The following is a 26377-nucleotide window of genomic DNA, read 5'->3' on the forward strand; positions in this document are numbered from 1 at the left end:
GATAGAGAAGGGAAAAAGACGGCCGGAAAAGGCCGTGGGGGGTTGAGATGGGGACGGTCCTGGATTCTGTCGGCAAGGTGATTGCCGCGTACCTCTCAAAGGAGGTGCCGGGCTATGAGCCGTTCACGCCGAGCGACCCCGAGCATCTGCGCGGCATCATCGAGCCCGGCGACGTGCTGTTGGTCGAGGGCAACAACCGCATCTCCGGCATCATCAAATACCTGACGCAGTCGACCTGGTCGCACGCCGCGCTCTATGTCGGTCCGATCGATGGGGCAGAGGAGCCCAATGGCGAGCCGCATGTTCTGATCGAGGCCAATATCGGCGAGGGCGTCACCTCGGCGCCGCTGTCGAAATATTTCCCCTATCACACCCGCGTCTGCCGTCCGGTCGGGCTGTCCTATGAGGATCGCACCACGGTGTGCCGCTATGCGATCAACCGCATCGGCTTCGGCTACGACACCAAGAACATCGTCGACCTCATGCGCTATCTGTTCCCGCTGCCGATACCGCAGCGCTGGCGCCGACGCATGATCGCGATCGGCTCGGGCGACCCGACCAAGATCATCTGCTCGGCGCTGATCGCGCAGGCCTTCGACGCCGTGCGCTACCCGATCCTGCCGAAGATCACCAAGGCCGGCAGCCGCGCCGCACGGCGCGAGATCCTGCACATCCGCGATTCCTCGCTCTACATGCCCCGCGACTTCGACATCTCGCCCTATTTCGAAGTCGTCAAACCCACCATCGTGCACGGGTTCGACTACACCGCCTTGCACTGGGCAGACAAGCAGAAGCCGCTCGAGGAGGTGGCGGGCTCATTCAGTGTGTTTCCAGAAGCGCTCGTGGCGCCGCCGCTCGCTCCTGAAGCGGCTGACGAAGCGACGTCGGGTGAAATTCCGGCTCAAGAAGTGAGCGCGCCGCCTGCGCGAGCCAGCGTGGCTTTCTCCGAGCATTTTGTACAACTGAGCGAGCTCGCGATGTATCGCGCGCGGGCGCGGGAGATGACGGCTTAGGTTCGCACGGTCTCGTAGGGTGGGCAAAGGCGCAAAGCGCCTTGCCCACTTTCTGGCGCGATCACTGATCGATGGTGGGCACGCTCCGCTTTGCTCACCCTACGAGACTTCGCCACGAGCGCAGCGAAGCAACGACGGTGGAGAGAGCGCGCGCTACCGATCCGCCCGTCCGATCACCGCCATCAGCTCCGCGATCTTGGCGCGCTGGTCGGCCTTGTCGCCGCTCGCGATGGCGTGTTCGACGCAATGGGCGACGTGATCCTTCAAAACCTCTTCCTCGACCCGGCGCAACGCGGCGCGCACCGCCGCGATTTGCGTCACGATGTCGATGCAGTAGCGGTCTTCCTCTACCATTCTCGAGAGGCCACGAACCTGGCCCTCGATCCGGCCGAGGCGTTTTCCGACGGATGCCTTGATGTCCTTGCGCATGGGGTCTATATACCCCTACCGGGTATAGGTTTCAAGAGCAAGCGCAAAGGCCGGAACATGGCAATGAACAACAACGAGCACGAGCATCGTCACAGCGCGGGAACGCATTCCGGATGCGGCTGTTCCACGAAAGCTGCAGCGCCGGCGGCGAAGCCCGAGGCTACCTCGTGCTGCGGCGGCCACGGCGATCACGCCGGCCACGACCATCATCACGGCGACGCCGCAACCAAGGTCAAAGATCCCGTCTGCGGCATGATGGTCGATCCCGCGACCTCGAAGCATCGCATCACACATCACGGCGAGACCTTCCATTTCTGCTCGTCCGGCTGCCGCACCAAGTTCGCCGCCGATCCCGCTAAGTATCTTGCCAAGGACAAGGTGCCCGAACCGGAGATGCCCGCGGGCACGATCTACACCTGTCCGATGCACCCGCAGATCCGCCAAGTCGGTCCGGGCACGTGCCCGATCTGCGGCATGGCGCTGGAGCCTGAGGTCGCAAGCCTTGAGACCGGCCCCAATCCCGAGCTCGCCGACATGACGCGACGGTTCTGGATCGGCGGCGTGCTGTCGCTGCCGCCGATCGCGCTGGAGATGGGCGGCCACCTCGCGGGCCCCCACAGCTGGATCGATCCGACCCTGTCGAACTGGATCCAGCTCATCTTCGCAACACCCGTGGTGCTGTGGGCCGGCTGGCCGTTCTTCGTCCGCGGCTGGCAGTCGCTGCTGACGCGCAATCTCAACATGTTTACGCTGATCGCGATGGGTACGGGCGTTGCCTATGTCTACAGCGTGCTCGGCACGGTCACGCCGCAGATCTTCCCCGCCACCTTCCGCGGCCATGAGGGCGCGGTCGCGGTCTATTTCGAGGCGGCCGCCGTCATCACCGTCCTGGTGCTGCTCGGCCAGGTGCTGGAGCTGCGCGCTCGCGATGCGACCTCGGGCGCAATCAAGGCGCTGCTGCAGCTCGCGCCGAAGACCGCGCGCCGCGTCGACGCCGACGGCAGCGAGCACGAGGTCGAGATCGACACGCTGCACGCCGGCGATCGCCTGCGCGTCCGTCCCGGCGAGAAGGTGCCGGTCGACGGCATCATCCTCGAAGGCCGCTCGTCGCTCGATGAATCGCTGGTAACGGGCGAATCCATGCCGGTCACCAAGGAGACCGGCGCAAAGGTCATCGCCGGCACGCTGAACCAGTCCGGCAGCTTCATCATGCGTGCCGACAAGGTCGGGCGCGAGACGCTGCTGTCGCAGATCGTGCAGATGGTCGCGGACGCGCAGCGCTCGCGCGCCCCGATCCAGCGCCTGGCTGACCAGGTCTCCGGCTGGTTCGTGCCGGCCGTGATCGTCGTTGCCCTCGCCGCCTTCGGTGCCTGGGCCTGGTTCGGACCGGAGCCGCGGCTGGCCTTCGGCCTGGTCGCGGCTGTCAGCGTGCTGATCATCGCATGTCCCTGCGCGCTCGGCCTCGCGACGCCGATGTCGATCATGGTCGGCGTCGGCCGCGGCGCGCAAGGCGGTGTGCTCATCAAGAACGCCGAGGCGCTGGAGCGTATGGAGAAGATCGACACGCTCGTGGTCGACAAAACAGGCACGCTGACCGAGGGCAAGCCCAAGGTGGTGACGATCGCGCCGGCGTCCGGCTTCGCGGAAGAAGACATCCTCCGGCTGGCGGCCACCGTCGAGCGCGCCAGCGAGCATCCGCTGGCCGACGCCATCGTGCGCGCGGCCAAGGAAAAGCAGCTCACCCTCGGCCAGGTCGAGCAGTTCGACTCGCCGACGGGCAAGGGCGCGACGGGCAAGGTCGACGGCAAGACCATCGTGCTCGGCAATGCCAGATATCTGTCGTCGATCGGCGTCGACACCCATTCGCTCGCCGCCGAAGCCGAGCGGCTGCGCGGTGACGGCGCCACCGTGATCAACATGGCCGTCGACGGCCGGCTTGCCGGCCTGTTTGCGATCGCAGATCCGGTCAAGGCCTCGACGCCGGAGGCGCTGAAGGCGCTAGCGGCGGAAGGCATCAAGGTGATCATGCTGACCGGAGACAACCGCACCACGGCCGAGGCCGTGGCGCGCCGGCTCGGCATCGCCGAGGTCGAGGCCGAAGTGCTGCCGGACCAGAAGAGCGCGGTAGTGACCAAGCTGCAGAAGGCCGGCCGCAGCGTCGCCATGGCCGGCGACGGCGTCAACGACGCGCCGGCGCTGGCGGCGGCCGAGGTCGGCATCGCCATGGGCACCGGCACCGACGTGGCGATGGAGAGCGCCGGCGTGACGCTGCTCAAGGGCGACCTCGTCGGCATCGTCCGCGCGCGAAAACTGTCGCAGGCGACGATGAGCAACATCCGGCAGAACCTGTTCTTCGCCTTCATCTACAACGCCGCCGGGATTCCGATCGCCGCCGGCGTTCTCTATCCGGCGTTCGGTCTGTTGCTCTCCCCGATCATCGCCGCGGCGGCGATGGCGCTGTCCTCGGTGAGCGTGGTCGGCAACGCGCTGCGGCTGCGTGCGACGCGGCTGTAAGGACGCTGTGTAGCCCGGATGGAGCGTAAGCGAAATCCGGGGGTCCTGCCGCATATTGCACCGTCCCGGATTGCGCTTCGCTCCATCCGGGCTACGGTTCAGAGGACATAAGCGGGAGCATCTGATGCAGCGGATTACCATCACGATCGAGGACGATCTCCTGGCGGAGATCGACGCCGCGGCCGAAGCGCGCGGTTACCAGAACCGCTCCGAGATCATCCGCGACCTCGCGCGCGCCGGCCTGCAGCGGAGCGCCGAGGACACCGCGCAAACCGGCCAATGCGTTGCCGGCCTCATCTACGTCTATGACCACGCAGCGCGCGATCTGTCGAAACGGCTGGTGCAGGAATTCCACGGCCACCACGACCTCGCGCTGGCGACGCTGCATGTCCACCTCGACGACAACAATTGCATGGAGATGACGGCGCTGCGCGGCGCGGCCTCCGAGGTCAGGCATTTCGCCGACCACATCATCGCCGAACGCGGCGTACGCTACGGCCGCGTGGTGATGATCCCGACCGGGGATGGCAAGCCGGCGAAGGCGCGCAAGCATGGGCATAGGCACGATTAGGCTGAATCTTACCCTCCAGGGGAGGGTAAAGAAGAAATCGCGCCACCTTCACCGACAAGGGGAGACGGCCCACCGCCCTTGCCGAAGCCGCATCCGGTGTCTACCTCTCGCGCAGTGTCTACCTCAGAGGGTCCCCCATGCTGGATGCCGCCATTAAGGCGCTGTCGCAATTGATCTCGCCGCCGATGCGCTCGATCCTGTGGCGGTCGATCGGGCTCGCGTTGGTGCTGATCACCGTGCTGGCGATCGGCTTGCAGCGGCTGCTCAGCTGGTTTGCGACCTCCGGCGAGGTGTGGCTGGAAGGCCTGCTCGGGCCGGGCTGGCATTCTTCGATCGAGGTTCTCTCCTGGATCGTCTCGATCGTGACGGGTCTCGGCGTCGTGTTCGGCGGCATCTTCCTGATGCCGGCGATCACCTCGCTGGTGGCGAGCCTGTTCGTCGACGACGTCGCCGACATCGTCGAGCGCGAGCATTATCCGGCCGAGCGGCCGGGCGCGGCACTGCCGTTCAGCCGGGCGATGCTCGAGGGCATCAAGACCGCGCTCGTGGCCATCCTGGTCTATCTCGCCGCTCTGCCGCTGGTGCTGTTCGCCGGCGCCGGTTTCCTGATCTTCTTCCTCGCCGCCGCCTGGCTGCTTGGCCGCGAATATTTCGAGCTCGCCGCGATGCGCTTCCGCCCGCCGGAGGAGGCCAAGGCGATGCGGCGCGACAATGCCGCGACCATCTTCACCGCCGGCCTGTTCATCGCCGCCTTCGTCTCGATCCCGATCGTCAATCTGGCGACGCCGATCTTCGGCATGGCCTTCATGGTCCACATGCACAAGCGCCTGTCAGGCCCGCGGCCCGAGTTGATCGAGCCGGCGCGGCAGGTGCGATAGCGGCGCCGAGGCAGCGCTGCCTCACACCGTCTTCTCCGGCCAGCGGCAGAGATCGTTGATCAGGCAGACTTCGCAGCGTGGCTTGCGCGCGATGCACGTATAACGGCCGTGCAGGATCAGCCAATGATGCGCGTGCAGCATGAACTCGGCCGGGATCACTTTTTCGAGGCCGAGCTCGACCTCGAGCGGCGTCTTGCCGGGCGCTAGGCCCGTGCGATTGCCGACGCGGAAGACGTGGGTGTCGACTGCCATCGTGTGCTCGCCGAAGGCCATGTTGAGCACGACGTTGGCGGTCTTGCGACCTGCGCCGGGCAACGACTCGATCTCGGCCCGCGTGCGCGGCACCTCGCCGCCGAATTCACTGAGCAGCTTGGCCGACAGCGAGATCACGTTCCTGGCCTTGGTGCGGTAGAGGCCGATCGTCTTGATGTACTCGCGCAAGCGCTCCTCGCCGAGATCGAGCATCTTCTGCGGGGTGTCGGCAACCTCGAACAGCGCACGCGTCGCCTTGTTGACGCCGGCATCGGTCGCCTGTGCCGACAGCACCACCGCGACCAGCAGCGTGAACGGGTTGACGTGCTCGAGCTCGCCCTTGGGCTCCGGATTGGCCTTGCGGAAACGGCTGAAGACTTCGTGGACCTCGGCCGGCGTCCACGGTCTTGTGGCTTTAAGTGATTTCTTCGCGGGCGCCTTCGGCTTGGTCGCGGCCGGTCTTGCCATTTTCTTCGGCACCGCCGCTTTGCGCGGGACCGGCTTGCGGGTGATTTTCGCCATGATCGGGATATACTGATGGACGATGAGCACAGGCAACGAAATTGCGCGATCGCGATCTGAGAGCGAGGATGAGCCTCAGATCTTCTCCGCGCTGCTGACGCCGCACCGCTCGCTGAACCGCACCGGCTTTCTCGCCGTGATGCTGTTCCTGAGCGCCGTCGGCTTCGTCACGGGCCTCGCTTTCCTGATGATGGGCGCCTGGCCGGTGTTCGGCTTCTTCGGTCTCGACGTGCTCGTGATCTGGTGGGCCTTCAAGGTCAATTTTCGCGCGGCACGGGCCAGCGAGGAAATCGTGGTGACGCCGTCGGAATTGCGGGTGCGGCGCGTCAGCCATCGTGGCCAGGTTGCCGAATGGACCTTCAATCCGCTCTGGGTCCGGCTCGACCAGGAGGTCGATGAGGAATACGGCATCGAGCACCTTTATCTGATCTCTCGCGGCCGCCGCCTGCTCATCGCAGGCTTTCTCGGGCCTGAAGAAAAGACGAGCTTTTACAAGGCTTTGGTTGAGGCCCTCAACGCCGCGCGGCGTGGCCCGACCTATCATCCGGCGACCTGAGCACAGTCGGAAATCGGGTGGTTTCGCGCCAGTCCCTCCCCTACATTTCCGGTCATGATGACCCTTGCGATACATGACCAGCGCCTGGCCAGGCCGGGCACCCAGAACGCCGCGTTGCGCGACTATGATTCGGTGCGGCGGGCGATCGCCTTCATCTCGGCGAACTGGCGCGCGCAACCGACCATCGAGGCGATGGCGGATGCCGCTGGCGTCACGCCGGATGAGCTGCACCATCTGTTCCGCCGCTGGGCTTCGATCACGCCGAAGGCTTTCATGCAGGCACTCACCCTCGACCACGCCAAGAACCTGCTCAGGGATTCCGCCAGCATCCTTGACGCGGCGCTCGACTCCGGCCTGTCCGGGCCGGGCCGGCTGCACGACCTCTTCGTCACCCATGAAGCGATGTCGCCGGGCGAATGGAAGAACGGCGGTGCCGGCCTCACCCTGCGCTACGGCTTCCATTCCTCGCCGTTCGGCACAGCGATCGTGATCGCCACCGACCGCGGCCTGTCGGGCCTCGCCTTCGCCGATCACGGCGAGGAGAAGATCGCGCTCGCCGACATGACGCGGCGCTGGCCGAACGCCACCTATGTGGAAGATCACGAAGGCACCGCGCCGCTCGCAGCGCGTATCTTCGATCCAAAACTGTGGCGTCCGGACCAGCCGCTTCGCGTCGTGCTGATCGGCACCGATTTCGAGGTGCGGGTGTGGGAGACGCTCTTGAAGATTCCGATGGGCCGCGCAGTGTCCTATTCCGACATCGCCTGCAACATCAGGAATCCCAAGGCTTCACGCGCCGTCGGTGCCGCCGTCGGCAAGAACCCGGTCTCGTTCGTCGTGCCCTGCCATCGCGCACTCGGCAAGAGTGGCACGCTCACCGGCTATCATTGGGGCATCACCCGCAAGCAGGCGATGCTGGGCTGGGAGGCCGGGCAGCTGGGGCTGCAGTAGGCAAGATGCAGTAGGATTTCGTAGGGTGGGTTAGCGCAGCGTAACCCACCTCTCTGGTTTCCGCAGAACAGAAGTGGTGGGTTACGCCAGCGACTGCGCTTTGCGCAGTCGCCGTCTAACCCACCCTACGGCACCGCGCTTGCGGCAAAGTCTACCCCGCCAGATCCAGTTTCGACGCCACGGTCGAATCCGCGTTGAGGCGGTAGATGATCGGCACGCCGGTGGCGAGCTCGCGCTTCAAAATGCCTTCGGGCGAGAGCTTCTCCAGCACCATGATCAGTGCGCGCAGCGAGTTGCCGTGGGCGGCAACCAGCGTGCGCTTGCCGTTGAGCACACCGGGCAGGATCTCCTGCACGTAGTACGGCAACGCGCGCGCGAGCGTGTCCTTCAGGCTTTCGCCGCCGGGCGGCGGCACGTCGTAGGAGCGGCGCCAGATCAGCACCTGCTCCTCGCCCCATTTCTTGCGGGCGTCGTCCTTGTTGAGACCGGAGAGATCACCGTAGTCGCGCTCGTTGAGCGCGAGGTCCTTCGAAGTCGGCAGACCCTCCTGGCCGAGCTCAGCGAGGATGAGATCGAGCGTGTGCTGCGCGCGCGTCAGCACCGAGGTGTAGGCGACGTCGAACACCAGGCCCTGTGCCTTCAGCTTGCGGCCGGCTTCTTTGGCTTCCTTCACGCCGAGCTCGGTGAGGTCAGGGTCTTTCCAGCCCGTGAACAGGTTCTTCAGATTCCATTCGCTCTGGCCGTGGCGCACGAGCACGAGAAGGCGTTCGCTCATTGACTGCTTTCCGTTGCTTGATTGGATCAGATATCGTCGAGGCCGAGCACGTCGGCCATGGTGTAGTGCCCCGGCTTCTTGCCGTGCGCCCACAGCGCCGCCTTGAGCGCACCATGGGCGAACAGCATGCGGTCCTCGGCCTGATGCGACAGCGTCAGGCGCTCGAACGGGCCGAGGAAGGTCACGCTGTGATCGCCGGCCACGGTGCCGCCGCGCAAGGAGGCGAAGCCGATATTGCCCGGCCGACGGGCGCCGGTGATGCCGTCCCGGCCGCGTTCGGAATGGTCATCGAGAGTAACCCCGCGGCCGCTCGCTGCGGCCTGCCCCAGCATCAGCGCGGTGCCCGAGGGTGCATCGACCTTCATGCGGTGATGGGTCTCGACGATCTCGATATCAAAACTCTGGTCGAGCGCCTTGGCAACGCGCCTGACCACGGCGGCGAGCAGATTTACGCCGAGACTCATATTGCCCGACTGCACCACCACGGCGCGATTGGTGACGCTCTTGATCACGGCATTGTCCGAGCCGGACAGGCCGGTCGTGCCGATGACGTGCACGAGGCCGCGTTCGGCGGCGATCGCGACGTTGGCGATGGTCGCCGCAGGCACTGTGAAATCGAGGATGCCGTCGGCCTCCTTGCACATCGCCCAGAGATCGGCGGAGAGCTTGATGCCGTTGGCGGGCAGGCCGGCGAGCACGCCGGCGTCCTTGCCGAGCAGCTGGGAGCCCGGCGCCTCCAGCGCGCCGGCCAGCACGGCGCCCTCGCTTTCAGCAATCGCCCGCACCAGCGCCCGGCCCATCCGGCCGCCGGCTCCCGCAACAATCAAGCGCATGTCGGACATGGTGTGATCCTCTTCGAGGCCGTTGTAGCGGGGGGAGGCAGTTCCGGCAACCGAGGGGCGATCGGGGGGCGCAGGCGCTCTTACTTTTTCCCTGGAGGGGCCCGGAACGAGCGTAGCTCGCCCGTGGGTCGGCACGCGATCGAGCAAAGCGAGATTGCGTGACGGGGTGGGGTGACGGTCTCTCCGCGACGAACAGTGCCCGGTGGAGAGATCACCCCGCCCCGCTCGCGCTGCGCGCGATCGACCCTTCCCCTCCAGGCCCCTCCAGGGAGGGTAAGACGGGATCGAGCCTCAGCCGTCCTGCGGCTGCGGGCCGTCGTAGCCTTCGATGACGATGAGGTCGGCGATCGAGTGCGGCTGGCGCACCTTGATGTTGGCCTGGTATTCCGGCGAGTTGTAGCAGGCGAGCGCCGTCTCGTAGTCAGGGAATTCGATCACGACGTTGCGGTTGCGGCTGGCGCCTTCGACGGCGGTGAACTTGCCGGCGCGGACGACGAAGCGGCCGCCCCATTTCTTGAAGATCGGGCCGTTGGCGATGGCGTAGGGCTTATAGCCCTCGTCATTGCTGACGTCGACACGCCCGATCCAGTAGCCTTTTGCCATTGTTCTTCTCCCTGTTGTTTAGTGGGTTAGCCGAGCGCTTGCGCGATCTCGGCGTGGATGGTGTCCGCGACCGCCTTGGGATCGGCGGCTTCCACAACCGGGCGCCCGACGACCAGATAATCCGCGCCGGCGGCGATCGCACGGCTAGGCGTCATGATGCGCTTCTGGTCGCCGCTGGCGGCGCCCGCCGGACGAATGCCGGGGGTGACGAGGCTCATCTGGTGGCCGACGATCTTGCGCAGGCTACCCACCTCCTCCGGCGAGGACACGAGGCCATCGACACCGAGCACCTGCGCCTGCTGCGCACGCGCCTCGACCAGCTCCGACACGCTGAGCCGATAACCGGCCGCATGCAAATCGTCGTCGTCGTAGGACGTCAGCACCGTCACGGCGAGGATCTTCAGGCTGGCCCTGCCGCGGCCTTCGACGGCGCCCTTCATGGTCTGCGGATAGGCGTGCACGGTGACGAAGGTCGCGCCCAGCTTGGCGACGCTCTCCACGCCGCGCGTCACGGTGTTGCCGATATCGTGCATCTTGAGATCGGCGAACACCTTCTTGCCCGCATCAGCGAGCTTGCCGATCAGCGGCAGGCCGCCGGCATAAGCGAGTTGATAGCCGATCTTGTAGAACGTGACGCTGTCGCCGAGCTTCGCGATCATCGCCTCCGCGGCATCAACGCTCGGCAGATCGAGCGCAACGATCAGGCGGTCCTTCGGGGCGATCTCGGCTGGCGTCATGTCACCTCACATCATGCGTTGGGAAACGTCGATCAACTGCGTCACCAGCTGCTTCAGCGCGGCGATATCGCTCTCGTTCTTCAGCCTGTCCCTGTCGTCATAGGCCTGGTCGGCAAAGGCGAGCGTGAGCTGGCTGGCAATCACGTTGGCGTGGCAGGCGGAGAGGATCAGCCGCAGCGCCTGCAGCGCGCGGGCGGCACCTAACCGGCTCTGGGACGCGCCGGCAAGCGCGAAGACCCGGTTGCGGAACACCTCTCCGCGCGCCTCGTGCAGCTCGTGCACGCGGCTGACCCAGTCGATCGCGTTCTTCAGGAGCGGCGGCACCGAGGCGTTGTATTCGGGCGAGACGATGAGGACACCGTGATGCGTGCCGATCATGCGCTTCAGATTGATCGCGTGCTTGGGCACGCCCGATTTGGCCTGGAGATCGCCGTCATAGATCGGCAGCGGAAAATCGGCGAGCGAGATGCGGGTGACGTCGACGCCGGCCTGGACGAATTCGTAAGCAGCCACAGCCGCCAGCTTCGCATTGTGCGAGCCGGTGCGCAGCGAGCCGGGAATGATCAGGATCTTGGGGGCTGGCATCCAATCTCATGCATTCGGCGAAACGAGCCCGCCGCGCAAAGAGGAGCCGGCGGATTTAATGCTTGCGATACACCCAGACGCGGGCCGGCGGAAGGTTCATCCAGATCCGTTCCGAGGCCTCTGTGGACACGCCGGACAGCGATTTCGGGATCGGCGGCACCACCGCATAGGTGAACTGGATGAAGGGCGCACCGGGCGCGAGCGCGGTGAAGGCATCGCGGATGAGCCGCAGCCGCGTCAGCATCGGTTTGGTGACGAGCGGCAGGCCGGACACGACCGCGCTGGCCGGCGCGCTCAAGACATTCCAGAGCGTGTCGCGCAGGCGGTAGGCATCGCCCTGCACCACCTTGGCTTGCGGGTAGCGGTCGCGCAGCAGCGCGCAGAAGCCGGGATTGTATTCGACGAGAACGAGACGTTTCTGGTCGACCCCGCGCTCGATCAGCGCGGACGTGATGGCGCCGGTGCCGGGTCCGAGCTCGACCACCGGTGCGTCGGAATCGGGATCGACATAATGAGCCATGGTCCGCGCCAGCAGCTTGCCGGACGGCATCACCGCGCCCATGTGCAAGGGCTTTTCGATCCACGACCTGAGAAAGCGCACCTCGTCATCGAGACGAGGCTTCTTCAACGCACGCGCGGACGATGGCAATGGCATGTCGGGACCGGACGGAACCGCAGGACCGCGGCGTGTCAGAAAATGGTCATAAAGACGTATAGGCCGGAGGCGATACGGTCAAGACGCGTCAGTTCGCCCGATTGCCGAAGAAATCCTTGACCTTGGCGAAGAAACCCTCGGCTTCCGGCTGGGTGTTGCCGGAGGAGAGCTTCTCGAACTCGGCCAGCAATTCCTGCTGCTTCCTGGTGAGGTTCTGCGGGGTCTCGACCATGACCTGAACGTACATGTCGCCCATCTGGCGCGACCGCAGCACCGGCATACCCTTTGATGCAATGCGGAATCGGCGGCCCGACTGGGTGCCGGCGGGCACCTTCACCTTGGTCTTGCCTTTGTCGATGGTCGGCACCTCGAATTCGCCGCCGAGCGCGGCGGTCACCATCGAGATCGGCACGCGGCAATGCAGGTCCGCGCCGTCGCGCTGGAAGAACTGATGCTGGGCCAGCGAGAGGAAGATGTAGAGATCGCCGGGCGGCCCGCCGCGGACGCCAGCCTCGCCCTCGCCGGCGAGCCTGATCCGTGTGCCGTCCTCGACACCTTGCGGAATGTTGACCGAGAGCGTCCGCTCGCGGGTCACCCGCCCTTGTCCCGAGCAGGATGGGCAGGCGTCCTCGATCATCTGACCGCGGCCCTGACAGCCCGGGCAGGTCCGCTCCAGCGTGAAGAAGCCCTGCGACTGCCGCACGCGGCCGGCGCCGCCGCAGGTCGAACAGGTCTTCGGCTTGGTGCCGGCCTTGGCACCGATGCCCGAGCAGGCCTCGCAGGTGACCGAGACAGGAATCTCGATCTGCGCGGTCTTGCCGCCAAAGGCTTCCTCGAGGGTGATTTCCATGTTGTAGCGCAGATCGGCGCCGCGCTCGCGGCCGCCGCGGCCGCGCTGCCCGGCCATGCCGAACAGGTCCTCGAAGATGTCGGAGAAAGAGGAGGCGAAGCCGGCACCGAAACCGGCGCCACCGCCGAAGCCGCCGCCCTGCTCGAACGCGGCGTGGCCGTAACGGTCATACGCGGCCCGCTTGTCCTTGTCCTTCAGGACCTCGTAAGCCTCGTTGATTTCCTTGAACTTGACTTCGCTGGTCTCATCCCCGGGGTTGCGGTCGGGATGGAATTTCATCGCCAGCTTGCGGAACGACGATTTCAGCTTGCCTTCGTCGGCGTCGCGTTCGACTTCGAGGGTCTCGTAATAGCAGCGCTTGGTGGACGTGGACATGATGGGCTCGGTCTATCCAATCGCGATTCAAGTTGGCGCGGAACAACGCTGACATGCGGCGGTATGAGCGCCCTTCGACCTTGCGGCGGAGGGCAGCCTGGCAGCGCTGAGAATAACGGCTGGGAATTGATCGATCGTAACGGGGCCGACTTTGAAGGAGCCTTGAAAGGAGTCCTGGCCCGTCCGTCCCGACACGACGGCCTCCCCCGCAAGGGAGGAGGCCGGTAGCGTGTGTGGGGTCCAAGCCGTCCGCATCGTCACCCTCTCGGGGCTTAAGCGGACTTCTTGTTGTTCTTGTCGTCGTCGACCTCGGTGAATTCCGCGTCGACGACGTCGTCCTTGGCCGCATCCTTCTTGGCGTCGGCCTCGGCCTGCTGCTTGTACATGGCCTCGCCGAGCTTCATCGAAGCCTGCGCCAGCGTCTGGGTCTTGGCCTTGATCGCCTCGGCATCGTCGCCCTTCAACGCTTCCTTGAGGTCGCTGACGGCATCCTCGATGGCGCGGCGCTCGCTCTCGGCAACCTTCGAGCCGTGCTCGGCCAAAGCCTTCTCGGTCGAATGCACCAGGCCATCCGCCTCGTTCTTGGCGGTGACGGCCTCGCGGCGCTTCTTGTCCGCCTCGGCATTGGCCTCGGCGTCCTTGACCATCTTCTCGATGTCGGCTTCCGACAGACCGCCGGAGGCCTGGATGCGGATCTGCTGCTCCTTGCCCGTGGCCTTGTCCTTGGCCGAGACGTTGACGATGCCGTTGGCGTCGATGTCGAAGGTCACCTCGATCTGCGGCATACCGCGCGGCGCCGGCGGAATGCCCATCAGGTCGAACTGACCAAGCATCTTGTTGTCGGCCGCCATTTCACGCTCGCCCTGGAAGACGCGGATGGTGACGGCGTTCTGGTTGTCCTCAGCCGTCGAAAACACCTGGCTCTTCTTGGTCGGGATCGTGGTGTTGCGGTCGATGATGCGGGTGAACACGCCGCCCAGCGTCTCGATGCCCAGCGACAGCGGGGTGACGTCGAGCAGCAGCACGTCCTTGACGTCGCCCTGGAGCACGCCGGCCTGGATCGCAGCGCCGATCGCCACGACTTCGTCCGGGTTGACACCCTTGTGCGGCTCCTTGCCGAACAGCTGCTTCACGACTTCCTGGACCTTCGGCATGCGCGACATGCCGCCGACCAGCACGACCTCGCCGATCTCACCGGCGGTGACGCCGGCGTCCTTCAGCGCCTTGCGGCAGGGCTCGACGGTCTTCTGGATGAGGTCGTCGACCAGCGCCTCGAACTTGGCGCGGGTGAGCTTCATCGTCAGATGCTTCGGGCCGGTCTGGTCCGCGGTGATGAAGGGCAGGTTGATCTCGGTCTGCGTCGTCGACGACAGCTCGATCTTGGCCTTTTCAGCGGCTTCCTTCAGGCGCTGCAGCGCGAGCTTGTCGTTGCGCAGGTTGATGCCCTGCTCCTTCTGGAACTCGTCGGCGAGATAACCCACGAGGCGCATGTCGAAGTCTTCGCCGCCGAGGAAGGTATCGCCGTTGGTCGACTTCACCTCGAACACGCCGTCGCCGATTTCGAGAATGGAGATATCGAACGTACCGCCGCCGAGGTCATATACCGCGATGGTGCCGGCCTTGGTCTTGTCAAGGCCATAGGCGAGCGCGGCCGCGGTCGGCTCGTTGATGATGCGCAGCACTTCGAGGCCCGCGATCTTGCCGGCGTCCTTGGTCGCCTGGCGCTGAGCGTCGTTGAAGTAGGCAGGAACGGTGATGACGGCCTGCTCGACCTTCTGGCCGAGATGGGCTTCGGCGGTCTCCTTCATCTTCTGCAGGATGAAAGCCGAGACCTGCGAGGGCGAGTAGGTCTGGCCGTCGGCCTCGACCCAGGCGTCGCCGTTGGAAGCCTTCACGATCTTGTAGGGAACGAGCTTCTTGTCCTTCTCGACCATCGGGTCGTCGTAGCGGCGGCCGATGAGGCGCTTCACTGCGAAGAAGGTGCGCTCGGGATTGGTGACGGCCTGGCGCTTGGCGGGCTGACCGACGAGGCGCTCACCGTCATCCGTGACGGCGACGATCGAAGGCGTCGTGCGCATGCCTTCGGAATTCTCGATGACTTTGGCGTTCTTGCCATCCATCACGGCGACGCACGAATTCGTGGTGCCGAGGTCGATCCCAATGACCTTTCCCATGGTCCTGATATCCTTCTTTTTGCGGCAGGTTGGCTGGGCCCAAGAGGCACCCGAACCGAAACCCCCTAAGATCAAACATCCGCGATATTGCGATGATTGAGGCTCATATAGGAGGGGGGGAGGGGCCCGCAAGGACCGAAGCTAGGTTTCTGCCGCTAAAACATCGGGTTTTGGAAGGTGATATCCGGGCTCAACCGCCCTTGCGGGTGAGGAATTATTAACAGGTCCGGGCGTCGGCAAGCCCCCGCACCCGCAAGCCCGCCCGCCCTGTTGCGGCGAGGCCAAACCGGCTAAAAGGCGGACCGACCGCACAGCCGGCGCAGCTGCTTCGCGCGACAAAGCGGCCCGGTGGCCGACCATCGAACGGCCTCAATGTGAACCAATCAGAGTGGCCATGAAGCTGATCCGCCCCCTCGCCGCGCTCGCCCTCCTCGCCGTAACAGCGCTTCCGGCCTTCGCCGCCGACGTCGTTTTCCCACCCGGCTTGCGTCTCGGCATGGTGCCGCTGATCGGCCTCAGCACGGCCAAGACCTTTCCGGGCTTCGAGAGCGAGGACGGCAACGTCAAGGTGCTGGTCACCGAGCTGCCGCCGGCCGCCTATGGCGAGGTCGTGAGCGCCTTCAATTCCAATCCCGGCGGGACCGGCGGCGTCAAGCAGGACAAGGTCGAGACCCCCGCTGGCCTTGCCTATTTCACCACCGAAAGCGGCAAGGCCGGCGATACCCCGGTGAAGCGGTATTCGATGATCGTGCCCGGCGCCGGCTTCTCCGGCTATGTCGCGGTACAGATCCCGGAGAATGCGACCAAGATCTACACGGACGAGGCGGTGCGACAGATGTTCGCGAGCGCCACCACCCGCAGGCAGGTCTCGGCCGAGGAGCAGATCGCGCTGCTGCCGTTCAAGATCACCGATCTCGCCGACTTCAAGGACATCAAGACCCTGGCACCGGGCTCGAGCATCATCCTGGCCGACGGCGATGAGAGCGTGGGCTACGAGGCGAGGCCGTTCATGATCCTCGGCCTGATCGGCGCCACCCCGCAAGCCGCCGACGACCGCGCCCGCTTCGCCCGGGAGGCGGCGCTCCAGATTCCCGGCGTGCGCGAGTCGCGCATCACCATGTCCGAGCCGATCCGCATCAACGGCCAGCAAGGCTTCGAGACCCGGATCGACGGCGTCAGCGGCAAGGACAAGGTCCCGGTGACGGTGGTGCAGTGGATCCGCTTCTCGAGCGGCGGCGCATCATTGCGCATCATCGCCAGCGCCCCGCGCGACCAATGGCAAGTCGCCTTCACCCGCTTCCGCGCCGTGCGCGACGGGATTCAGCCGAAGGGGTAGGGCGCAGCCGGCGCTAATCGTGGTTGGTCGCAGTTTCACGAAGAACCTTCGCCCAACTTCTCCCTGTGGTTATGGATCCCGGGTTCGCGCTTTGCGCGCCCCGGGATGACGGCGCTATGGGCTTTGTCAGCCCACGCGCTGGACAGAACCGGCCGCATTTTCAGGCTTCTGTTCGTACACGAACGGAACTAGGCTTCCTCCCTTTGGATCATCCTGGAGGGGAGGTAGACATGCTGGTTCGGCGACAGGTCTTGGCAATGCTTGGAACGACGGCGCTGGCGACGCTCGCGCCAAGCGCGCTGTTCGCGGCCGCACCGATCAAGCCGGACGAAGCGTCCGCGCTGCTCGTGATCGACGTGCAGAACTGCTTCCTGCCCGGCGGCAGCCTCGCGGTGAAGGAAGGCGAGCAGGTGGTGCCGGTCATCAACAAGATCTCGAAGGCATTTGCGAATGTGGTGCTGACGCAGGACTGGCACACGCCGGGCCACGTTTCGTTTGCGTCGGTTCATTCCGGCAAGAAGCCGTTCGAAACGGTCGACCTGCCCTACGGCAAGCAGGTGCTGTGGCCGGACCATTGCGTGCAGGGCACCGAGGGCGCGGCGCTGTCGAAGGACCTGTCGATCCCGCACGCCGAGCTCATCATCCGCAAGGGATTTCACAAGAACGTCGACAGCTATTCGGCCTTCCTCGAGGCCGACGGCAAGACCTCGACCGGGCTCGCCGGCTACCTGAGGGGCCGCAAGATCAAGCGCGTCTTCGTCGCTGGTCTTGCGACAGACTTCTGCGTCGCCTGGACCGCGCTCGACGGGCGCAAGGCGGGCTTCGAGGTCTATGTGGTGGAAGACGCCTGCCGCGGCATCGACACGCAGGGCTCGCTCGCCAAGGCCTGGGCCGACATGGCCAAGGCGGGCGTGAAGCGGATTCAGTCTGCGGATATCGCGGTGAGCGCGTAGGCGGCGCGCCATCTTCCGTCATTCCGGGGCGCGCTTCAGCGCGAGCTATGGTGCGCAATTTGCGCACCTGAGAATCCATTGTGCGGTTGTCTCTGCTGTTCGATGGATTCCGGGTTCTCGACTTCGCCGAGCCCCGCAATGACGCCAACACTCAGTTCGCCGCGCTGCTCGATTCGTTGTTGTTCGCCGCGGGCGCAGTCTTCGCGCCGCCCTTGGCGACGCCGACCAGCGCCGGGCGCAGCACGCGGTCACCGATGGTGTAGCCGGCCTGCATGATCTGCACCACGGTGCCCGACGGCACCGACGCGTCAGGCACTTCGTACATTGCCTGGTGGAAGTTCGGGTCGAACTTCTGGCCCTGAGGATCGAGCTTCTTCACGCCGTGTTTTTCCAGCGCGTTGAGCAGCGCGCGCTCCGTGAGCTCGACGCCCTCGATCAACGAGACCAGGCCGGGATCGGCCGCAGCACGCGCCTCCGCCGGAACGGCATCGAGTGCGCGCTGGAGATTGTCGGCGATGTCGAGCACGTCGCGCGCGAAGCCGGTGATGCCGTAGAGGCGGGCGTCGGCGACTTCCTTTGCGGTGCGCTTGCGCAAATTCTCCATCTCGGCCAGCGTCCGCAGCATGCGGTCGCGCGCTTCAGCCGCTTCCTTTTGCAGGGTTTCGACCGAACCCGGCTCGGGATCGTCGGGCATGATGTAGGGTTTCGACACCACGGGCTCGCCGGTCGCTGCAGTCGTGTCTTGGGGTTGCCGGTCTTGCTCGGTCATCGGCTCTGATCTCGAACTCGTTTCAGGGATGTTGGCCCGGATATCGTGCTTAAGCCCGCGAAAATCAAGCGCCCGTGATCGGCAGAAAGGCCGGTCAGCCCCCCAACAGGCGGCTGACGATGCGGGCGGCGTAGTCCACGGTCGGGATCACGCGGGCATAATTCAGCCGCGTCGGGCCGATCACGCCGAGAACGCCGACGATGTGGCCGGCGGCATCCCGATAGGGCGAGATGATGGTGGAGGACCCCGACAGCGAGAACAGCTTGTTCTCACTTCCGATGAAGATGCGCACGCCTTCGGCGGTCTCGGCCCGGCCGAGCAGATCGATCACGCCGCGCTTGGTCTCGAGGTCGTCGAACAACAGGCGAACCCGCTCCAGATCCTCCAGCGCGTGCAGATCTTCGAGCAGATTGGCGTGGCCGCGGACGATGAGCTGACGGTCCTCGCTCTCGCCGCCGGACCAGCTGGCAATGCCGGCCGAGATCACTTTCTGTGTCAGCTGATCGAGCTCGGCACGGGCCTCGCCGAGTGCGGTCTCGAGCTCGAGCCGCGCTTCGGCCAAGGTCCGGCCGCGGATCCGCGCATTGAGGAAATTGCCGGCCTCTGTCAGCGCCGAAGAGGGAACTCCGGGCGGCAGCGTCAACACGCGGTTTTCAACCTGGCCGTCTTCGCCGACCAGGATCACCAGCGCTTTTTCCGGTTCCAGGCGGACGAATTCGATGTGCTTCAGCCGCGCATTGGATTTCGGCGTCAGCACGACGGCGGCGGCCCGGGTCAGGCCGGAGAGCCGCATCAAGGCCTGGTCCAGCGCCGCCTCGACCGATTGCGCCTCGCCGACGGACGAGAGCTGGCTCTGGATCGCCTGCCGCTCGGCCTCGTTGAGGTCGCCGACCTGCATCAGGGCATCGACGAAGAAGCGCAGGCCCAGTTCCGTCGGCAGTCGGCCGGCGGAGGTGTGCGGGGCATAGATCAGGCCGAGCTGTTCCAGATCGGCCATGACGTTGCGCACAGATGCCGGCGACAGCGGCATCGCAATCAGGCGGGAAATGTTGCGCGAGCCGACCGGCTCACCGGTCGCGAGATAGCTTTCGACAATTTGACGAAAGATGTCGCGGGAACGCTCGTTGAGCTGGGCAAGGCCTGCGCGCGGCGCGATCAGATGGATCGGATCGTGATGGGCCACAGACGGTAACTCCTCTCAGATCCTTATAATTTGTCCATCCGGGCCGCGTCTGACAAGCGTGGCGTTTGCAGGCCGACGGTCAGGGGGTGAATAAGCCCTTGCCGCCCACCCCCGCCCCACCTACAAGCACCGCGAACAGCCTATTCCCGTGAGTTTTGGAGATTTCCCATGCGGCCAAGCCGCCGTGCGCCCGACGAATTGCGCCCCGTGACGCTGGAGCGCGGCGTGGTCAAATATGCGGAAGGCTCGTGCCTCGTTAAATTCGGCGACACCCATGTGCTGGTCACCGCCACACTGGAGGATCGCCTGCCGCCGTGGCTGAAGGGGCAGGGCCGCGGCTGGGTCACCGCCGAATACGGCATGCTGCCGCGCGCGACCTCCGAACGCACCCGCCGCGAGGCCTCCGCCGGCAAGCAGAGCGGCCGCACGGTCGAGATCCAACGCCTGATCGGCCGCTCGCTTCGCACCATCGTCGATCTCGAAGCTCTCGGCGAGCGCCAGATCACGGTCGATTGCGACGTGCTCCAGGCCGACGGCGGCACGCGCACGGCCTCGATCACCGGCGCCTGGGTCGCGCTTGCCGATTGCCTCAACTGGATGAAGGCGCGCAACATGGTGAAGGCCAACGTGATGCGCGACAACGTCGCCGCGATCTCCTGCGGCATCTACAACGGCACGCCGGTGCTCGATCTCGACTATGCCGAGGATTCGGAAGCCGAGACCGACGCCAATTTCGTCATGACCGGCGATGGCCGCATCATCGAGGTGCAGGGCACCGCGGAACGCGAGCCGTTCACGCAGGACGAGTTCCTGAAGCTGATCGCCCTGGCGCAGAAGGGCATTGCGCGTCTGGTGGACTTGCAGAAACTGGCCGTGGCGTAGTCAATAGGCCCATGCACCGCCGAATCACCGACAAGCTCGTCATCGCCACCCACAATCCCGGCAAGCTCGCCGAGATGAGGGAGCTGCTCGCGCCGTACGGGATCGAGGCGGTGTCGGCCGGCGAGCTCGGCCTCGACGAGCCCGAGGAAACCGGCAACGATTTCCGCAGCAACGCCGCGATCAAGGCGATCGCCGCGGCGGAGGCGACCAAGCTGCCCTCCTTCGCCGACGATTCCGGCATCGTGGTCGATGCGCTCGATGGCGCGCCGGGAATCTACAGCGCGCGCTGGGCCGGCCCGACCAAGGATTTCAACGCGGCGATGGCGCAGATCGAGCGCCTGCTGCAGGAGCGCGGCGCCACCACGCCGGACAAGCGCAAGGCCCACTTCGTCTCCGCGCTTTGCGTGGCCTGGCCCGACGATCATCGCGAGGAGGTCGAGGCGCGCGTCGACGGCACGTTGATCTGGCCACCGCGCGGCACGGCCGGCTTCGGCTACGACCCGATGTTCCTGCCGGACGGGCACATCCGCACCTTCGGCGAGATGACCAGCATCGAGAAGCACGGCCTGCCGCCGCTTGGCCTCGGCCTGTCGCACCGCGCCCGCGCTTTTCGGAAACTGGCGGAGATCTGCCTTGAGCCGCGCTAACAAGGATGCGTTTGGCGTCTATGTGCACTGGCCGTTCTGCCTGTCGAAGTGCCCCTATTGCGACTTCAACAGCCATGTCCGCCATGCCGCGATCGACGAGACGCGCTTCGCCGCCGCGTTCGGGCGTGAGATCGCAACGACCGCCGAGCGCGCGCCCGGCCGCGAGGTCACCTCGATCTTCCTCGGCGGCGGCACGCCGTCACTGATGCAGCCCGCCACCGTCGGCGCGGTGTTAGACGCGATCGGCAAGCACTGGACCGTCGCAGGCGACGTCGAGGTAACGCTGGAAGCGAACCCGACCAGCGTCGAAGCCACGCGCTTTGCCGGTTATCGCATCGCCGGCGTCAACCGCGTCTCGCTGGGCGTGCAGGCGCTCGACGACGCCTCGCTCAAAGCGCTCGGCCGCATGCACAGCGCGCGCGAAGCGCTCGATGCCGTCGCCATCGCGCGCCGCGCGTTCGACCGCTATTCGTTCGACCTGATCTACGCCCGCCCCGACCAGACGCCGGCGATGTGGGCGGGCGAGCTGCGGCACGCCATCGATGAAGCGGCCGAGCATCTGTCGCTCTATCAATTGACGATCGAGGAAGGCACGCCCTTCTTCGGCCTGCACCAGGCCGGCAAGCTGAAGACGCCGGACGAAGCGGTCGCCCGCGCGCTCTACGACGTCACGCAGGAGACCTGCGACAAGCTCGGGCTGCCCGCCTACGAGATCTCCAATCACGCGCGGCGCGGCGCCGAATGCCGGCACAATCTGGTGTACTGGCGCGGCGAGGAATATGCCGGCATCGGCCCGGGCGCACATGGCCGTCTCGACATCGACGGCGTGCGCCACGCCACCGCCACCGAGAAGCGTCCCGAGGCCTGGCTGATGCGGGTCGAGACCAACGGCGACGGTGTCGTCAGCGACGAGCTCCTCAACAGCGAGGAACGCGCCGACGAATTCCTGCTGATGGGATTGCGGCTCGCCGAAGGCATCGATCCCGAGCGCTACAAGGCCCTCGCCGGCCGCCCGCTCGACCCCCGCCGCATCGCGCTCTTGCGCGAGGAAGGCGCGATCACCGTGGATGCAACGGGACGGTTGCGCGTGACCAGCAGCGGTTTTCCGGTGCTGGATGCCGTGGTCGCGGATCTCGCGGCTTAGCGGATCTCGTAGCCCGGATGGAGCGTAGCGCAATCCGGGACGGTCTCACCGCGTGGACAGAACCCGGATTACGCTGCGCTCCATCCGGGCTACGAAACCATTACGCCCCAAAGCTCTTCGGCGAGCCCGCCACCGCAACGCCGCCGCCTTGCGTCACCTTCATCACGGCAAGTCCGCGTTCATTGGTGCCATCCGCACGGAAGCGAAACAGGCCGTCGATGCCGGCAAAGCCGGAGGGGTTGGTGAGCACGTCGGAGGAGAAGCGCTGGCCGCCTTGCGTGCGCGCCAGCGCGGCAACGAGCGCGACCGCGTCATAGGAAAGGGTCGCGGTGCGGATCGGCTCCGCGCCGTATTTCGTGCGGTAGCGGCCGGAGAAGGCGCGGAAGCCGGCCGGATCGGGCGCGGCGTAAAGGCCGCCCTGCAGCGCGGCGCTGGCATAGACGCGCGGATTGTCCCACAGGCCGGTGCCGAGCAGCTGGATGTTGCGCAGGTTCGCGCCCGCGGCCGTCATCGCATCCGCCACTGACACGACGGCATCGCCGTCATCGGCAATGAATAGCGCGTCCGCACTGCCGAGCTGCTGCGCCACGGTGCGCGCGGGCGTGGCGCGATCGGCACCGTATTTCTCGAACGCAACGATGCGCCCGCCGCGCCGCGGCACCGCCGCCTTCACCGCGGCCTCGACGACATTGCCATAGGCGTTGTCGGGCACCAGCACCGCGACGGAGCGCTTTCCGATGCCGGCGGAATATTCGACGATGCGGTTGACGTCGGACTCCGGCAGGAACGAGAGCAGATAGACGCCGCGTCCGGCGATGCTGGAATCGGTCGAGAAGGCGATGACGGAAATGCCGCGCGTGCGCGCGACCTGCGCCACCGCCGGCACCGATTGCGCGAACAGCGGCCCGAGGATGATCTCGGCACCCTCGTCGACCGCCTGCTGCGCGCCGGCCTGCGCGCCTTGCGGGCTGCCATTGTCGTCCTTGATCAGGAGCTGGATGTTCGGGTTCTGGAACTCGGCCAGCGCCATCTCGGCGGCGTTGCGCATCGATTGCGCGGCGAGCCCGGCATTGCCGGCTGCGGAGAGCGGCAGGATCAGGCCGACCTTCACGCCGCCGGTGCCGGCGGTCGTCGCCTGCTGCTGCGGTCCTGCCGGCTGGGCGGGCGGCGCGGAGCTCGAGAACGGGTTGGAGAACTGGCTGAGGCTTTGCTGCACGCCGGCGCAGGCCGACAGCACGGGCGCGCCGAGCAACAGGCCGAGCGCAGTCCGCCGGGTCGCCCCTGGCGATCGGGACCCCGGAAGGTGAGACTTTGGATGACGCGGGCCGACCATGGCAGCTTCTCTTCCGACCCGCCGTTCGCCGGCCGATCACGACATTGCTTTCCGCGACACAGGCCGCGGATTCAGGCAGTGTGTCGGCAAATAGTTAACCAAAACAAAAGGATAACAATCGCTTAACGCGGCCGCAATCCCGTCCCGGCTACTCTTCGCCGTCACTCATTCACTCATCAAGGCGGCGTTTCCGTCGCGAATATGGCGCGAGGGCCCCTATTGCCTCCCGGCGCGATCTCGACCGATCACATTCCCGTCCGTTCCTCGCCCCTCACCTGGATACGATCTTTGGGCACGATCTTTTTCGGCGAGCCGGTTCCCAGCCTTAGCGATCGTGCCTAAGTTGGCTCCATTATGCGCGCAAAGCCGGCCCCGATAAATACGCCTGAAGCTCAAGACGCCGCCTCGCGCGGTTTCTCCATCGATGCCCATCGGCTCGCGGCGCCGAAGGCCGCGCCGGGCCTCCATCTGGTCGCGACCCCGATCGGCAATCTCGGCGACATCACCCTGCGGGCGCTGCAGACCCTCGCCGGCGTCGACGTCATCGCGTGCGAGGACACCCGCATCACGCGCCGCCTGACCGAGCGCTATGCGATCACGGCCCAGCTCAAGCCATATCACGAGCACAATGCGGAGGCCGCGCGTCCCAAAATCCTCGAAGCCCTCGGGCAAGGCGGCTCGGTCGCGCTGGTGTCGGACGCCGGCACGCCGCTGATCTCCGATCCCGGCTTCAAGCTGGTGCGCGAGGTCTGCGCCGCCGGCCATGCGGTGTATGCGCTGCCCGGCCCGTCCTCGGTGCTGGCCGCGCTGTCGGTCGCCGCGCTGCCGACCGACCGCTTCTTCTTCGAAGGCTTCTTGCCGGCGAAATCAGCCGCGCGGCGCAGCCGTCTCACCGAGCTCGCCCGCATTGACGCGACGCTGGTGATGTTCGAGTCAGGCAACCGCGTGCAGGATACGCTGGCCGATCTCGCCGAGATCATGGGGCCGCGCGAGGCCGCGATCTGCCGCGAGCTGACCAAGCTGCATGAGGAGATTTCGCGCGCCACGCTGAGCGAGCTGGCGCGCGAGGCTGCAACGCTGGAGACACGCGGCGAATTCGTGCTGGTGATCGCTCCGCCCGCGGCCGACGCCGAGGTTCTGACATCGGACGCGCTCGATAGTCTGTTGCGCGAGCAGCTTGCCGCGCACAGCGTCAAGGATGCCGTGGCGCACGCGGTCGCGTTGTCGGGCCGTCCGCGCCGCGAGGTCTATGCCCGCGCGCTCGAGCTCGCAAAGGACTCGCGGGGCAGCGATGGCGAAGACTGAGATTCCTGCGGAACCGAAGGTCGCGTCGCCCGAGCGCGTCGCAGCGTTCCAGACCGGTATTTCCGCTGAGAGCCGCGCCGCCGCCTACCTCATGGCCAAGGGCTACCGCATTCTCGCCAAACGTTACCGCACGCCGCATGGCGAGATCGATATCGTGGCGCGGCGCCGCAATCTGATCGCCTTCGTCGAGGTTAAGGCCCGCGCCACGCTGGACGAGGCCGCATTCGCCGTGACGCCGCGCCAGCAGCAGCGCATCATCGACGCCGCCCAAGGCTGGCTCGCAGCGCATCCCGAGCATGCCGAATTCGAATTGCGATTCGACGCCATGCTGATTGCGCCGCGCTCGCTTCCGCGCCATGTGTTGGCGGCATTCGACGCCTCGACCTGAAAGGCAGCCCATGAAACTGAACGTCGCCGTCCAGATGGACCCCATCGCCCGCATCAACATCAAGGGCGATTCCACCTTCGCGCTGCTCTTGGAGGCGCAGAAGCGCGGCCATGGCCTGTCCTATTACACCCCCGACAAGCTCTCGATGGTCGGCGAGGAGCTGGTCGCGCCGGTTCAGCTCCTGACCGTGCGCGACGAGCCAGGCGACCATTTCACTCTCGGCGAGCCCAGGCGCGAGGCGCTGAACGGGTTCGACGTGGTGCTGCTCCGCCAGGATCCGCCGTTCGACCTCGCCTACATCACCTCGACGCATTTCCTGGAGCGCATCCATCCGAAGACGCTGGTCGTCAACGATCCCGCCTCGGTGCGCAACGCGCCGGAAAAGCTGTTCGTGATGAATTTTCCGCAGCTGATGCCGCCGACGCTGATCTCGCGCGACCTCGATGAGATCAACGCGTTCCGCGACAAGTACGGCGCGGTGGTCATGAAGCCGCTGCACGGCCATGGCGGCGCGGCGGTATTCCGCGTGATGCCGCAGGACATGAATTTCGGCTCGCTGTTCGACATGTTCTCGGTGACGTTCAGGGAGCCCTGGGTGATCCAGCAATTCATCCCCGAGGTGAAGCACGGCGACAAGCGCATCATCTTGGTCGACGGCGAGTTCGCCGGCGCGGTGAACCGCGTGCCGGCCGCCGACGACCTCCGCTCCAACATGGTGCGCGGCGGCGCGGCGCAGGAGACGGAGCTCACCCCGCGCGAGCGCGAGATATGCGCCACGGTCGGCCCGGCGCTGCGCGAGCGCGGCCTGCTGTTCGTCGGCATCGACGTCATCAACGGCAATCTCACCGAGATCAACGTGACCTCACCGACCGGCATCCGCGCCATCGCACGGCTCGGCGGCCCGGATGTCGCGGCGAAGATCTGGGACGTGATCGAAGCGAAGCGGAAGAAGTAGAGCTCTGCGCGCAGCCCGGATGGAGCGTTAGCGAAGTCCGGGATGCTAACGACGTATTCACCATGACGCCGCGCGCGCCGTGCGAACGTACGTGCCCGCGTAGGTGAAACTACGGGGCTGTTGGCCGACCCAATAACGCCGCGTTCACCATCTGCCGAAAACCAGCATCGCGGCCGGCGATCACGTCGGCCTCGCAACAC

General features: G+C 65.9%; 27 protein-coding genes. 14 read left to right on the forward strand and 13 right to left on the reverse strand.

What is annotated here, in order from left to right; genetic code table 11:
* The first annotated feature begins 47 nt into the window (after nt 1-47).
* Entirely contained in the window at nt 48-1013 is a 966-nt protein-coding gene (locus tag I6F16_RS24615; RefSeq protein WP_057030555.1) for a YiiX/YebB-like N1pC/P60 family cysteine hydrolase, read from the forward strand.
* A 153-nt stretch (nt 1014-1166) separates the two neighbouring features.
* On the opposite strand, the gene I6F16_RS24620 is transcribed toward I6F16_RS24615, so the two are convergent.
* Nucleotides 1167-1442 (reverse strand): metal-sensitive transcriptional regulator, encoded by a 276-nt coding sequence (locus I6F16_RS24620; protein ID WP_036003300.1) that lies wholly within the window; start codon nt 1440-1442, stop codon nt 1167-1169.
* A gap of 63 nt (nt 1443-1505) precedes the next feature.
* Between I6F16_RS24620 and I6F16_RS24625 the strand changes: the two genes are divergently transcribed.
* The 3 genes from I6F16_RS24625 (at nt 1506) to I6F16_RS24635 (ending at nt 5405) form a co-directional block, all read left to right on the forward strand.
* Complete coding sequence (locus I6F16_RS24625; RefSeq protein ID WP_225174068.1) at nt 1506-3956, forward strand: heavy metal translocating P-type ATPase; 2451 nt, start codon at nt 1506-1508, stop codon at nt 3954-3956.
* 124 nt (nt 3957-4080) lie between these two features.
* Nucleotides 4081-4527 carry a nickel-responsive transcriptional regulator NikR gene (nikR, locus tag I6F16_RS24630; protein WP_225174069.1) on the forward strand — a complete coding sequence of 149 codons (447 nt, stop codon included), beginning with the start codon at nt 4081-4083 and terminating at the stop codon, nt 4525-4527.
* Nucleotides 4528-4664: 137 nt separating this feature from the next.
* The gene (locus tag I6F16_RS24635) at nt 4665-5405 is read left to right on the forward strand and encodes a sulfate transporter family protein (RefSeq protein ID WP_225148381.1); all 741 of its coding nucleotides are present in this window, start codon (nt 4665-4667) and stop codon (nt 5403-5405) included.
* Between the two features lie 21 nt (nt 5406-5426).
* Here I6F16_RS24635 and nth read toward each other — a convergent pair whose 3' ends face one another.
* Nucleotides 5427-6179: an endonuclease III gene (gene nth, locus I6F16_RS24640; RefSeq protein ID WP_225174070.1), complete on the reverse strand. Its 753-nt coding sequence runs from the start codon at nt 6177-6179 to the stop codon at nt 5427-5429.
* Between the two features lie 22 nt (nt 6180-6201).
* Here nth and I6F16_RS24645 point away from each other — a divergent pair, with 22 nt between their 5' ends.
* Both I6F16_RS24645 and I6F16_RS24650 read left to right on the forward strand, forming a co-directional pair.
* Nucleotides 6202-6735 carry a DUF2244 domain-containing protein gene (locus tag I6F16_RS24645; protein ID WP_225174071.1) on the forward strand — a complete coding sequence of 178 codons (534 nt, stop codon included), beginning with the start codon at nt 6202-6204 and terminating at the stop codon, nt 6733-6735.
* A 54-nt stretch (nt 6736-6789) separates the two neighbouring features.
* The gene (locus I6F16_RS24650; RefSeq protein WP_036024351.1) at nt 6790-7686 is read left to right on the forward strand and encodes a bifunctional helix-turn-helix domain-containing protein/methylated-DNA--[protein]-cysteine S-methyltransferase; all 897 of its coding nucleotides are present in this window, start codon (nt 6790-6792) and stop codon (nt 7684-7686) included.
* 151 nt (nt 7687-7837) lie between these two features.
* Here I6F16_RS24650 and I6F16_RS24655 read toward each other — a convergent pair whose 3' ends face one another.
* The 8 genes from I6F16_RS24655 to dnaK all read right to left on the reverse strand — a co-directional run bounded on the left by I6F16_RS24655 (nt 7838) and on the right by dnaK (nt 15282).
* A complete protein-coding gene (locus I6F16_RS24655) occupies nt 7838-8461 on the reverse strand; it encodes a 2,3-bisphosphoglycerate-dependent phosphoglycerate mutase (RefSeq protein WP_036003261.1) in 624 nt (207 codons plus the stop codon).
* Between the two features lie 26 nt (nt 8462-8487).
* The gene (gene dapB / locus I6F16_RS24660) at nt 8488-9303 is read right to left on the reverse strand and encodes a 4-hydroxy-tetrahydrodipicolinate reductase (RefSeq protein WP_036003259.1); all 816 of its coding nucleotides are present in this window, start codon (nt 9301-9303) and stop codon (nt 8488-8490) included.
* 291 nt (nt 9304-9594) lie between these two features.
* Nucleotides 9595-9906, reverse strand: coding sequence for a DUF1330 domain-containing protein (locus tag I6F16_RS24665; protein ID WP_036003256.1), 312 nt, complete (start codon nt 9904-9906; stop codon nt 9595-9597).
* 26 nt (nt 9907-9932) lie between these two features.
* Nucleotides 9933-10643, reverse strand: coding sequence for an orotidine-5'-phosphate decarboxylase (pyrF, locus tag I6F16_RS24670; protein WP_225113131.1), 711 nt, complete (start codon nt 10641-10643; stop codon nt 9933-9935).
* Nucleotides 10644-10649: 6 nt separating this feature from the next.
* Nucleotides 10650-11228, reverse strand: a complete 579-nt coding sequence (locus I6F16_RS24675; protein ID WP_225142477.1) for an NAD(P)H-dependent oxidoreductase — start codon at nt 11226-11228, stop codon at nt 10650-10652.
* A gap of 55 nt (nt 11229-11283) precedes the next feature.
* Nucleotides 11284-11883 carry an rRNA adenine N-6-methyltransferase family protein gene (locus I6F16_RS24680; protein WP_036003251.1) on the reverse strand — a complete coding sequence of 200 codons (600 nt, stop codon included), beginning with the start codon at nt 11881-11883 and terminating at the stop codon, nt 11284-11286.
* Between the two features lie 88 nt (nt 11884-11971).
* Nucleotides 11972-13108 carry a molecular chaperone DnaJ gene (gene dnaJ / locus I6F16_RS24685; RefSeq protein WP_225142479.1) on the reverse strand — a complete coding sequence of 379 codons (1137 nt, stop codon included), beginning with the start codon at nt 13106-13108 and terminating at the stop codon, nt 11972-11974.
* Nucleotides 13109-13380: 272 nt separating this feature from the next.
* Nucleotides 13381-15282, reverse strand: a complete 1902-nt coding sequence (dnaK, locus tag I6F16_RS24690) for a molecular chaperone DnaK (protein ID WP_036003245.1) — start codon at nt 15280-15282, stop codon at nt 13381-13383.
* Between the two features lie 394 nt (nt 15283-15676).
* On the opposite strand from dnaK, the gene I6F16_RS24695 reads away from it, so the two are divergent.
* Together I6F16_RS24695 and pncA are read left to right on the forward strand one after the other, a co-directional pair.
* Nucleotides 15677-16618: a hypothetical protein gene (locus I6F16_RS24695; RefSeq protein ID WP_225135135.1), complete on the forward strand. Its 942-nt coding sequence runs from the start codon at nt 15677-15679 to the stop codon at nt 16616-16618.
* Between the two features lie 230 nt (nt 16619-16848).
* A complete protein-coding gene (gene pncA, locus I6F16_RS24700; RefSeq protein ID WP_036003240.1) occupies nt 16849-17571 on the forward strand; it encodes a bifunctional nicotinamidase/pyrazinamidase in 723 nt (240 codons plus the stop codon).
* 151 nt (nt 17572-17722) lie between these two features.
* Here the strand turns inward: pncA and grpE are convergent, their stop codons facing one another.
* Nucleotides 17723-18340, reverse strand: coding sequence for a nucleotide exchange factor GrpE (gene grpE / locus I6F16_RS24705; protein ID WP_036003237.1), 618 nt, complete (start codon nt 18338-18340; stop codon nt 17723-17725).
* A gap of 94 nt (nt 18341-18434) precedes the next feature.
* On the reverse strand, nt 18435-19523 hold the full coding sequence (gene hrcA, locus I6F16_RS24710) for a heat-inducible transcriptional repressor HrcA (RefSeq protein WP_036003234.1): 1089 nt from the start codon (nt 19521-19523) through the stop codon (nt 18435-18437).
* Between the two features lie 168 nt (nt 19524-19691).
* Here hrcA and rph point away from each other — a divergent pair, with 168 nt between their 5' ends.
* From rph to hemW, 3 genes are read left to right on the forward strand one after another with little or no spacing between them, the layout of a single operon-like run.
* The gene (rph, locus tag I6F16_RS24715) at nt 19692-20405 is read left to right on the forward strand and encodes a ribonuclease PH (RefSeq protein WP_036024340.1); all 714 of its coding nucleotides are present in this window, start codon (nt 19692-19694) and stop codon (nt 20403-20405) included.
* Between the two features lie 11 nt (nt 20406-20416).
* Nucleotides 20417-21052: an RdgB/HAM1 family non-canonical purine NTP pyrophosphatase gene (gene rdgB / locus I6F16_RS24720; protein ID WP_057030547.1), complete on the forward strand. Its 636-nt coding sequence runs from the start codon at nt 20417-20419 to the stop codon at nt 21050-21052.
* A complete protein-coding gene (gene hemW / locus I6F16_RS24725) occupies nt 21039-22196 on the forward strand; it encodes a radical SAM family heme chaperone HemW (RefSeq protein ID WP_225174072.1) in 1158 nt (385 codons plus the stop codon). The genes rdgB and hemW overlap by 14 nt, the downstream gene beginning before the upstream one ends.
* Before the next feature lie 100 nt (nt 22197-22296).
* On the opposite strand, the gene I6F16_RS24730 is transcribed toward hemW, so the two are convergent.
* Entirely contained in the window at nt 22297-23529 is a 1233-nt protein-coding gene (locus I6F16_RS24730; protein ID WP_128265735.1) for a penicillin-binding protein activator, read from the reverse strand.
* A 354-nt stretch (nt 23530-23883) separates the two neighbouring features.
* On the opposite strand from I6F16_RS24730, the gene rsmI reads away from it, so the two are divergent.
* The 3 genes from rsmI to gshB are packed head-to-tail and all read left to right on the forward strand — an operon-like array spanning nt 23884 to nt 26177.
* The gene (rsmI, locus tag I6F16_RS24735; RefSeq protein WP_057030544.1) at nt 23884-24834 is read left to right on the forward strand and encodes a 16S rRNA (cytidine(1402)-2'-O)-methyltransferase; all 951 of its coding nucleotides are present in this window, start codon (nt 23884-23886) and stop codon (nt 24832-24834) included.
* The gene (locus I6F16_RS24740; RefSeq protein ID WP_036003220.1) at nt 24821-25222 is read left to right on the forward strand and encodes a YraN family protein; all 402 of its coding nucleotides are present in this window, start codon (nt 24821-24823) and stop codon (nt 25220-25222) included. Before rsmI ends, I6F16_RS24740 begins: the two co-directional genes overlap by 14 nt.
* Nucleotides 25223-25232: 10 nt before the next feature.
* Complete coding sequence (gene gshB, locus I6F16_RS24745) at nt 25233-26177, forward strand: glutathione synthase (protein WP_036024326.1); 945 nt, start codon at nt 25233-25235, stop codon at nt 26175-26177.
* The last annotated feature ends 200 nt before the right edge of the window (nt 26178-26377 follow it).

This window comes from Bradyrhizobium sp. IC4060 (genome assembly GCF_020193715.1).
In the GTDB taxonomy this organism is placed as follows: Bacteria; Pseudomonadota; Alphaproteobacteria; order Rhizobiales; family Xanthobacteraceae; genus Bradyrhizobium; species Bradyrhizobium yuanmingense.

Coding starts and splice junctions, on each gene's coding strand:
- I6F16_RS24645 (WP_225174071.1), top strand. CDS start 6,202: ATGAGCACAGGCAACGAAATTGCGCGATCGCGATCTGAGAGCGAGGAT.
- dnaJ (WP_225142479.1), bottom strand. CDS start 13,108: ATGTCCACGTCCACCAAGCGCTGCTATTACGAGACCCTCGAAGTCGAA.
- nikR (WP_225174069.1), top strand. CDS start 4,081: ATGCAGCGGATTACCATCACGATCGAGGACGATCTCCTGGCGGAGATC.
- rph (WP_036024340.1), top strand. CDS start 19,692: ATGCGGCCAAGCCGCCGTGCGCCCGACGAATTGCGCCCCGTGACGCTG.
- I6F16_RS24620 (WP_036003300.1), bottom strand. CDS start 1,442: ATGCGCAAGGACATCAAGGCATCCGTCGGAAAACGCCTCGGCCGGATC.
- I6F16_RS24635 (WP_225148381.1), top strand. CDS start 4,665: ATGCTGGATGCCGCCATTAAGGCGCTGTCGCAATTGATCTCGCCGCCG.
- I6F16_RS24665 (WP_036003256.1), bottom strand. CDS start 9,906: ATGGCAAAAGGCTACTGGATCGGGCGTGTCGACGTCAGCAATGACGAG.
- I6F16_RS24625 (WP_225174068.1), top strand. CDS start 1,506: ATGAACAACAACGAGCACGAGCATCGTCACAGCGCGGGAACGCATTCC.
- I6F16_RS24675 (WP_225142477.1), bottom strand. CDS start 11,228: ATGCCAGCCCCCAAGATCCTGATCATTCCCGGCTCGCTGCGCACCGGC.
- dapB (WP_036003259.1), bottom strand. CDS start 9,303: ATGTCCGACATGCGCTTGATTGTTGCGGGAGCCGGCGGCCGGATGGGC.
- I6F16_RS24680 (WP_036003251.1), bottom strand. CDS start 11,883: ATGCCATTGCCATCGTCCGCGCGTGCGTTGAAGAAGCCTCGTCTCGAT.
- I6F16_RS24650 (WP_036024351.1), top strand. CDS start 6,790: ATGATGACCCTTGCGATACATGACCAGCGCCTGGCCAGGCCGGGCACC.
- I6F16_RS24740 (WP_036003220.1), top strand. CDS start 24,821: ATGGCGAAGACTGAGATTCCTGCGGAACCGAAGGTCGCGTCGCCCGAG.
- I6F16_RS24655 (WP_036003261.1), bottom strand. CDS start 8,461: ATGAGCGAACGCCTTCTCGTGCTCGTGCGCCACGGCCAGAGCGAATGG.
- nth (WP_225174070.1), bottom strand. CDS start 6,179: ATGGCGAAAATCACCCGCAAGCCGGTCCCGCGCAAAGCGGCGGTGCCG.
- grpE (WP_036003237.1), bottom strand. CDS start 18,340: ATGACCGAGCAAGACCGGCAACCCCAAGACACGACTGCAGCGACCGGC.
- pncA (WP_036003240.1), top strand. CDS start 16,849: ATGCTGGTTCGGCGACAGGTCTTGGCAATGCTTGGAACGACGGCGCTG.
- gshB (WP_036024326.1), top strand. CDS start 25,233: ATGAAACTGAACGTCGCCGTCCAGATGGACCCCATCGCCCGCATCAAC.
- dnaK (WP_036003245.1), bottom strand. CDS start 15,282: ATGGGAAAGGTCATTGGGATCGACCTCGGCACCACGAATTCGTGCGTC.
- rsmI (WP_057030544.1), top strand. CDS start 23,884: ATGCGCGCAAAGCCGGCCCCGATAAATACGCCTGAAGCTCAAGACGCC.
- I6F16_RS24615 (WP_057030555.1), top strand. CDS start 48: ATGGGGACGGTCCTGGATTCTGTCGGCAAGGTGATTGCCGCGTACCTC.
- rdgB (WP_057030547.1), top strand. CDS start 20,417: ATGCACCGCCGAATCACCGACAAGCTCGTCATCGCCACCCACAATCCC.
- I6F16_RS24730 (WP_128265735.1), bottom strand. CDS start 23,529: ATGGTCGGCCCGCGTCATCCAAAGTCTCACCTTCCGGGGTCCCGATCG.
- I6F16_RS24695 (WP_225135135.1), top strand. CDS start 15,677: ATGAAGCTGATCCGCCCCCTCGCCGCGCTCGCCCTCCTCGCCGTAACA.
- pyrF (WP_225113131.1), bottom strand. CDS start 10,643: ATGACGCCAGCCGAGATCGCCCCGAAGGACCGCCTGATCGTTGCGCTC.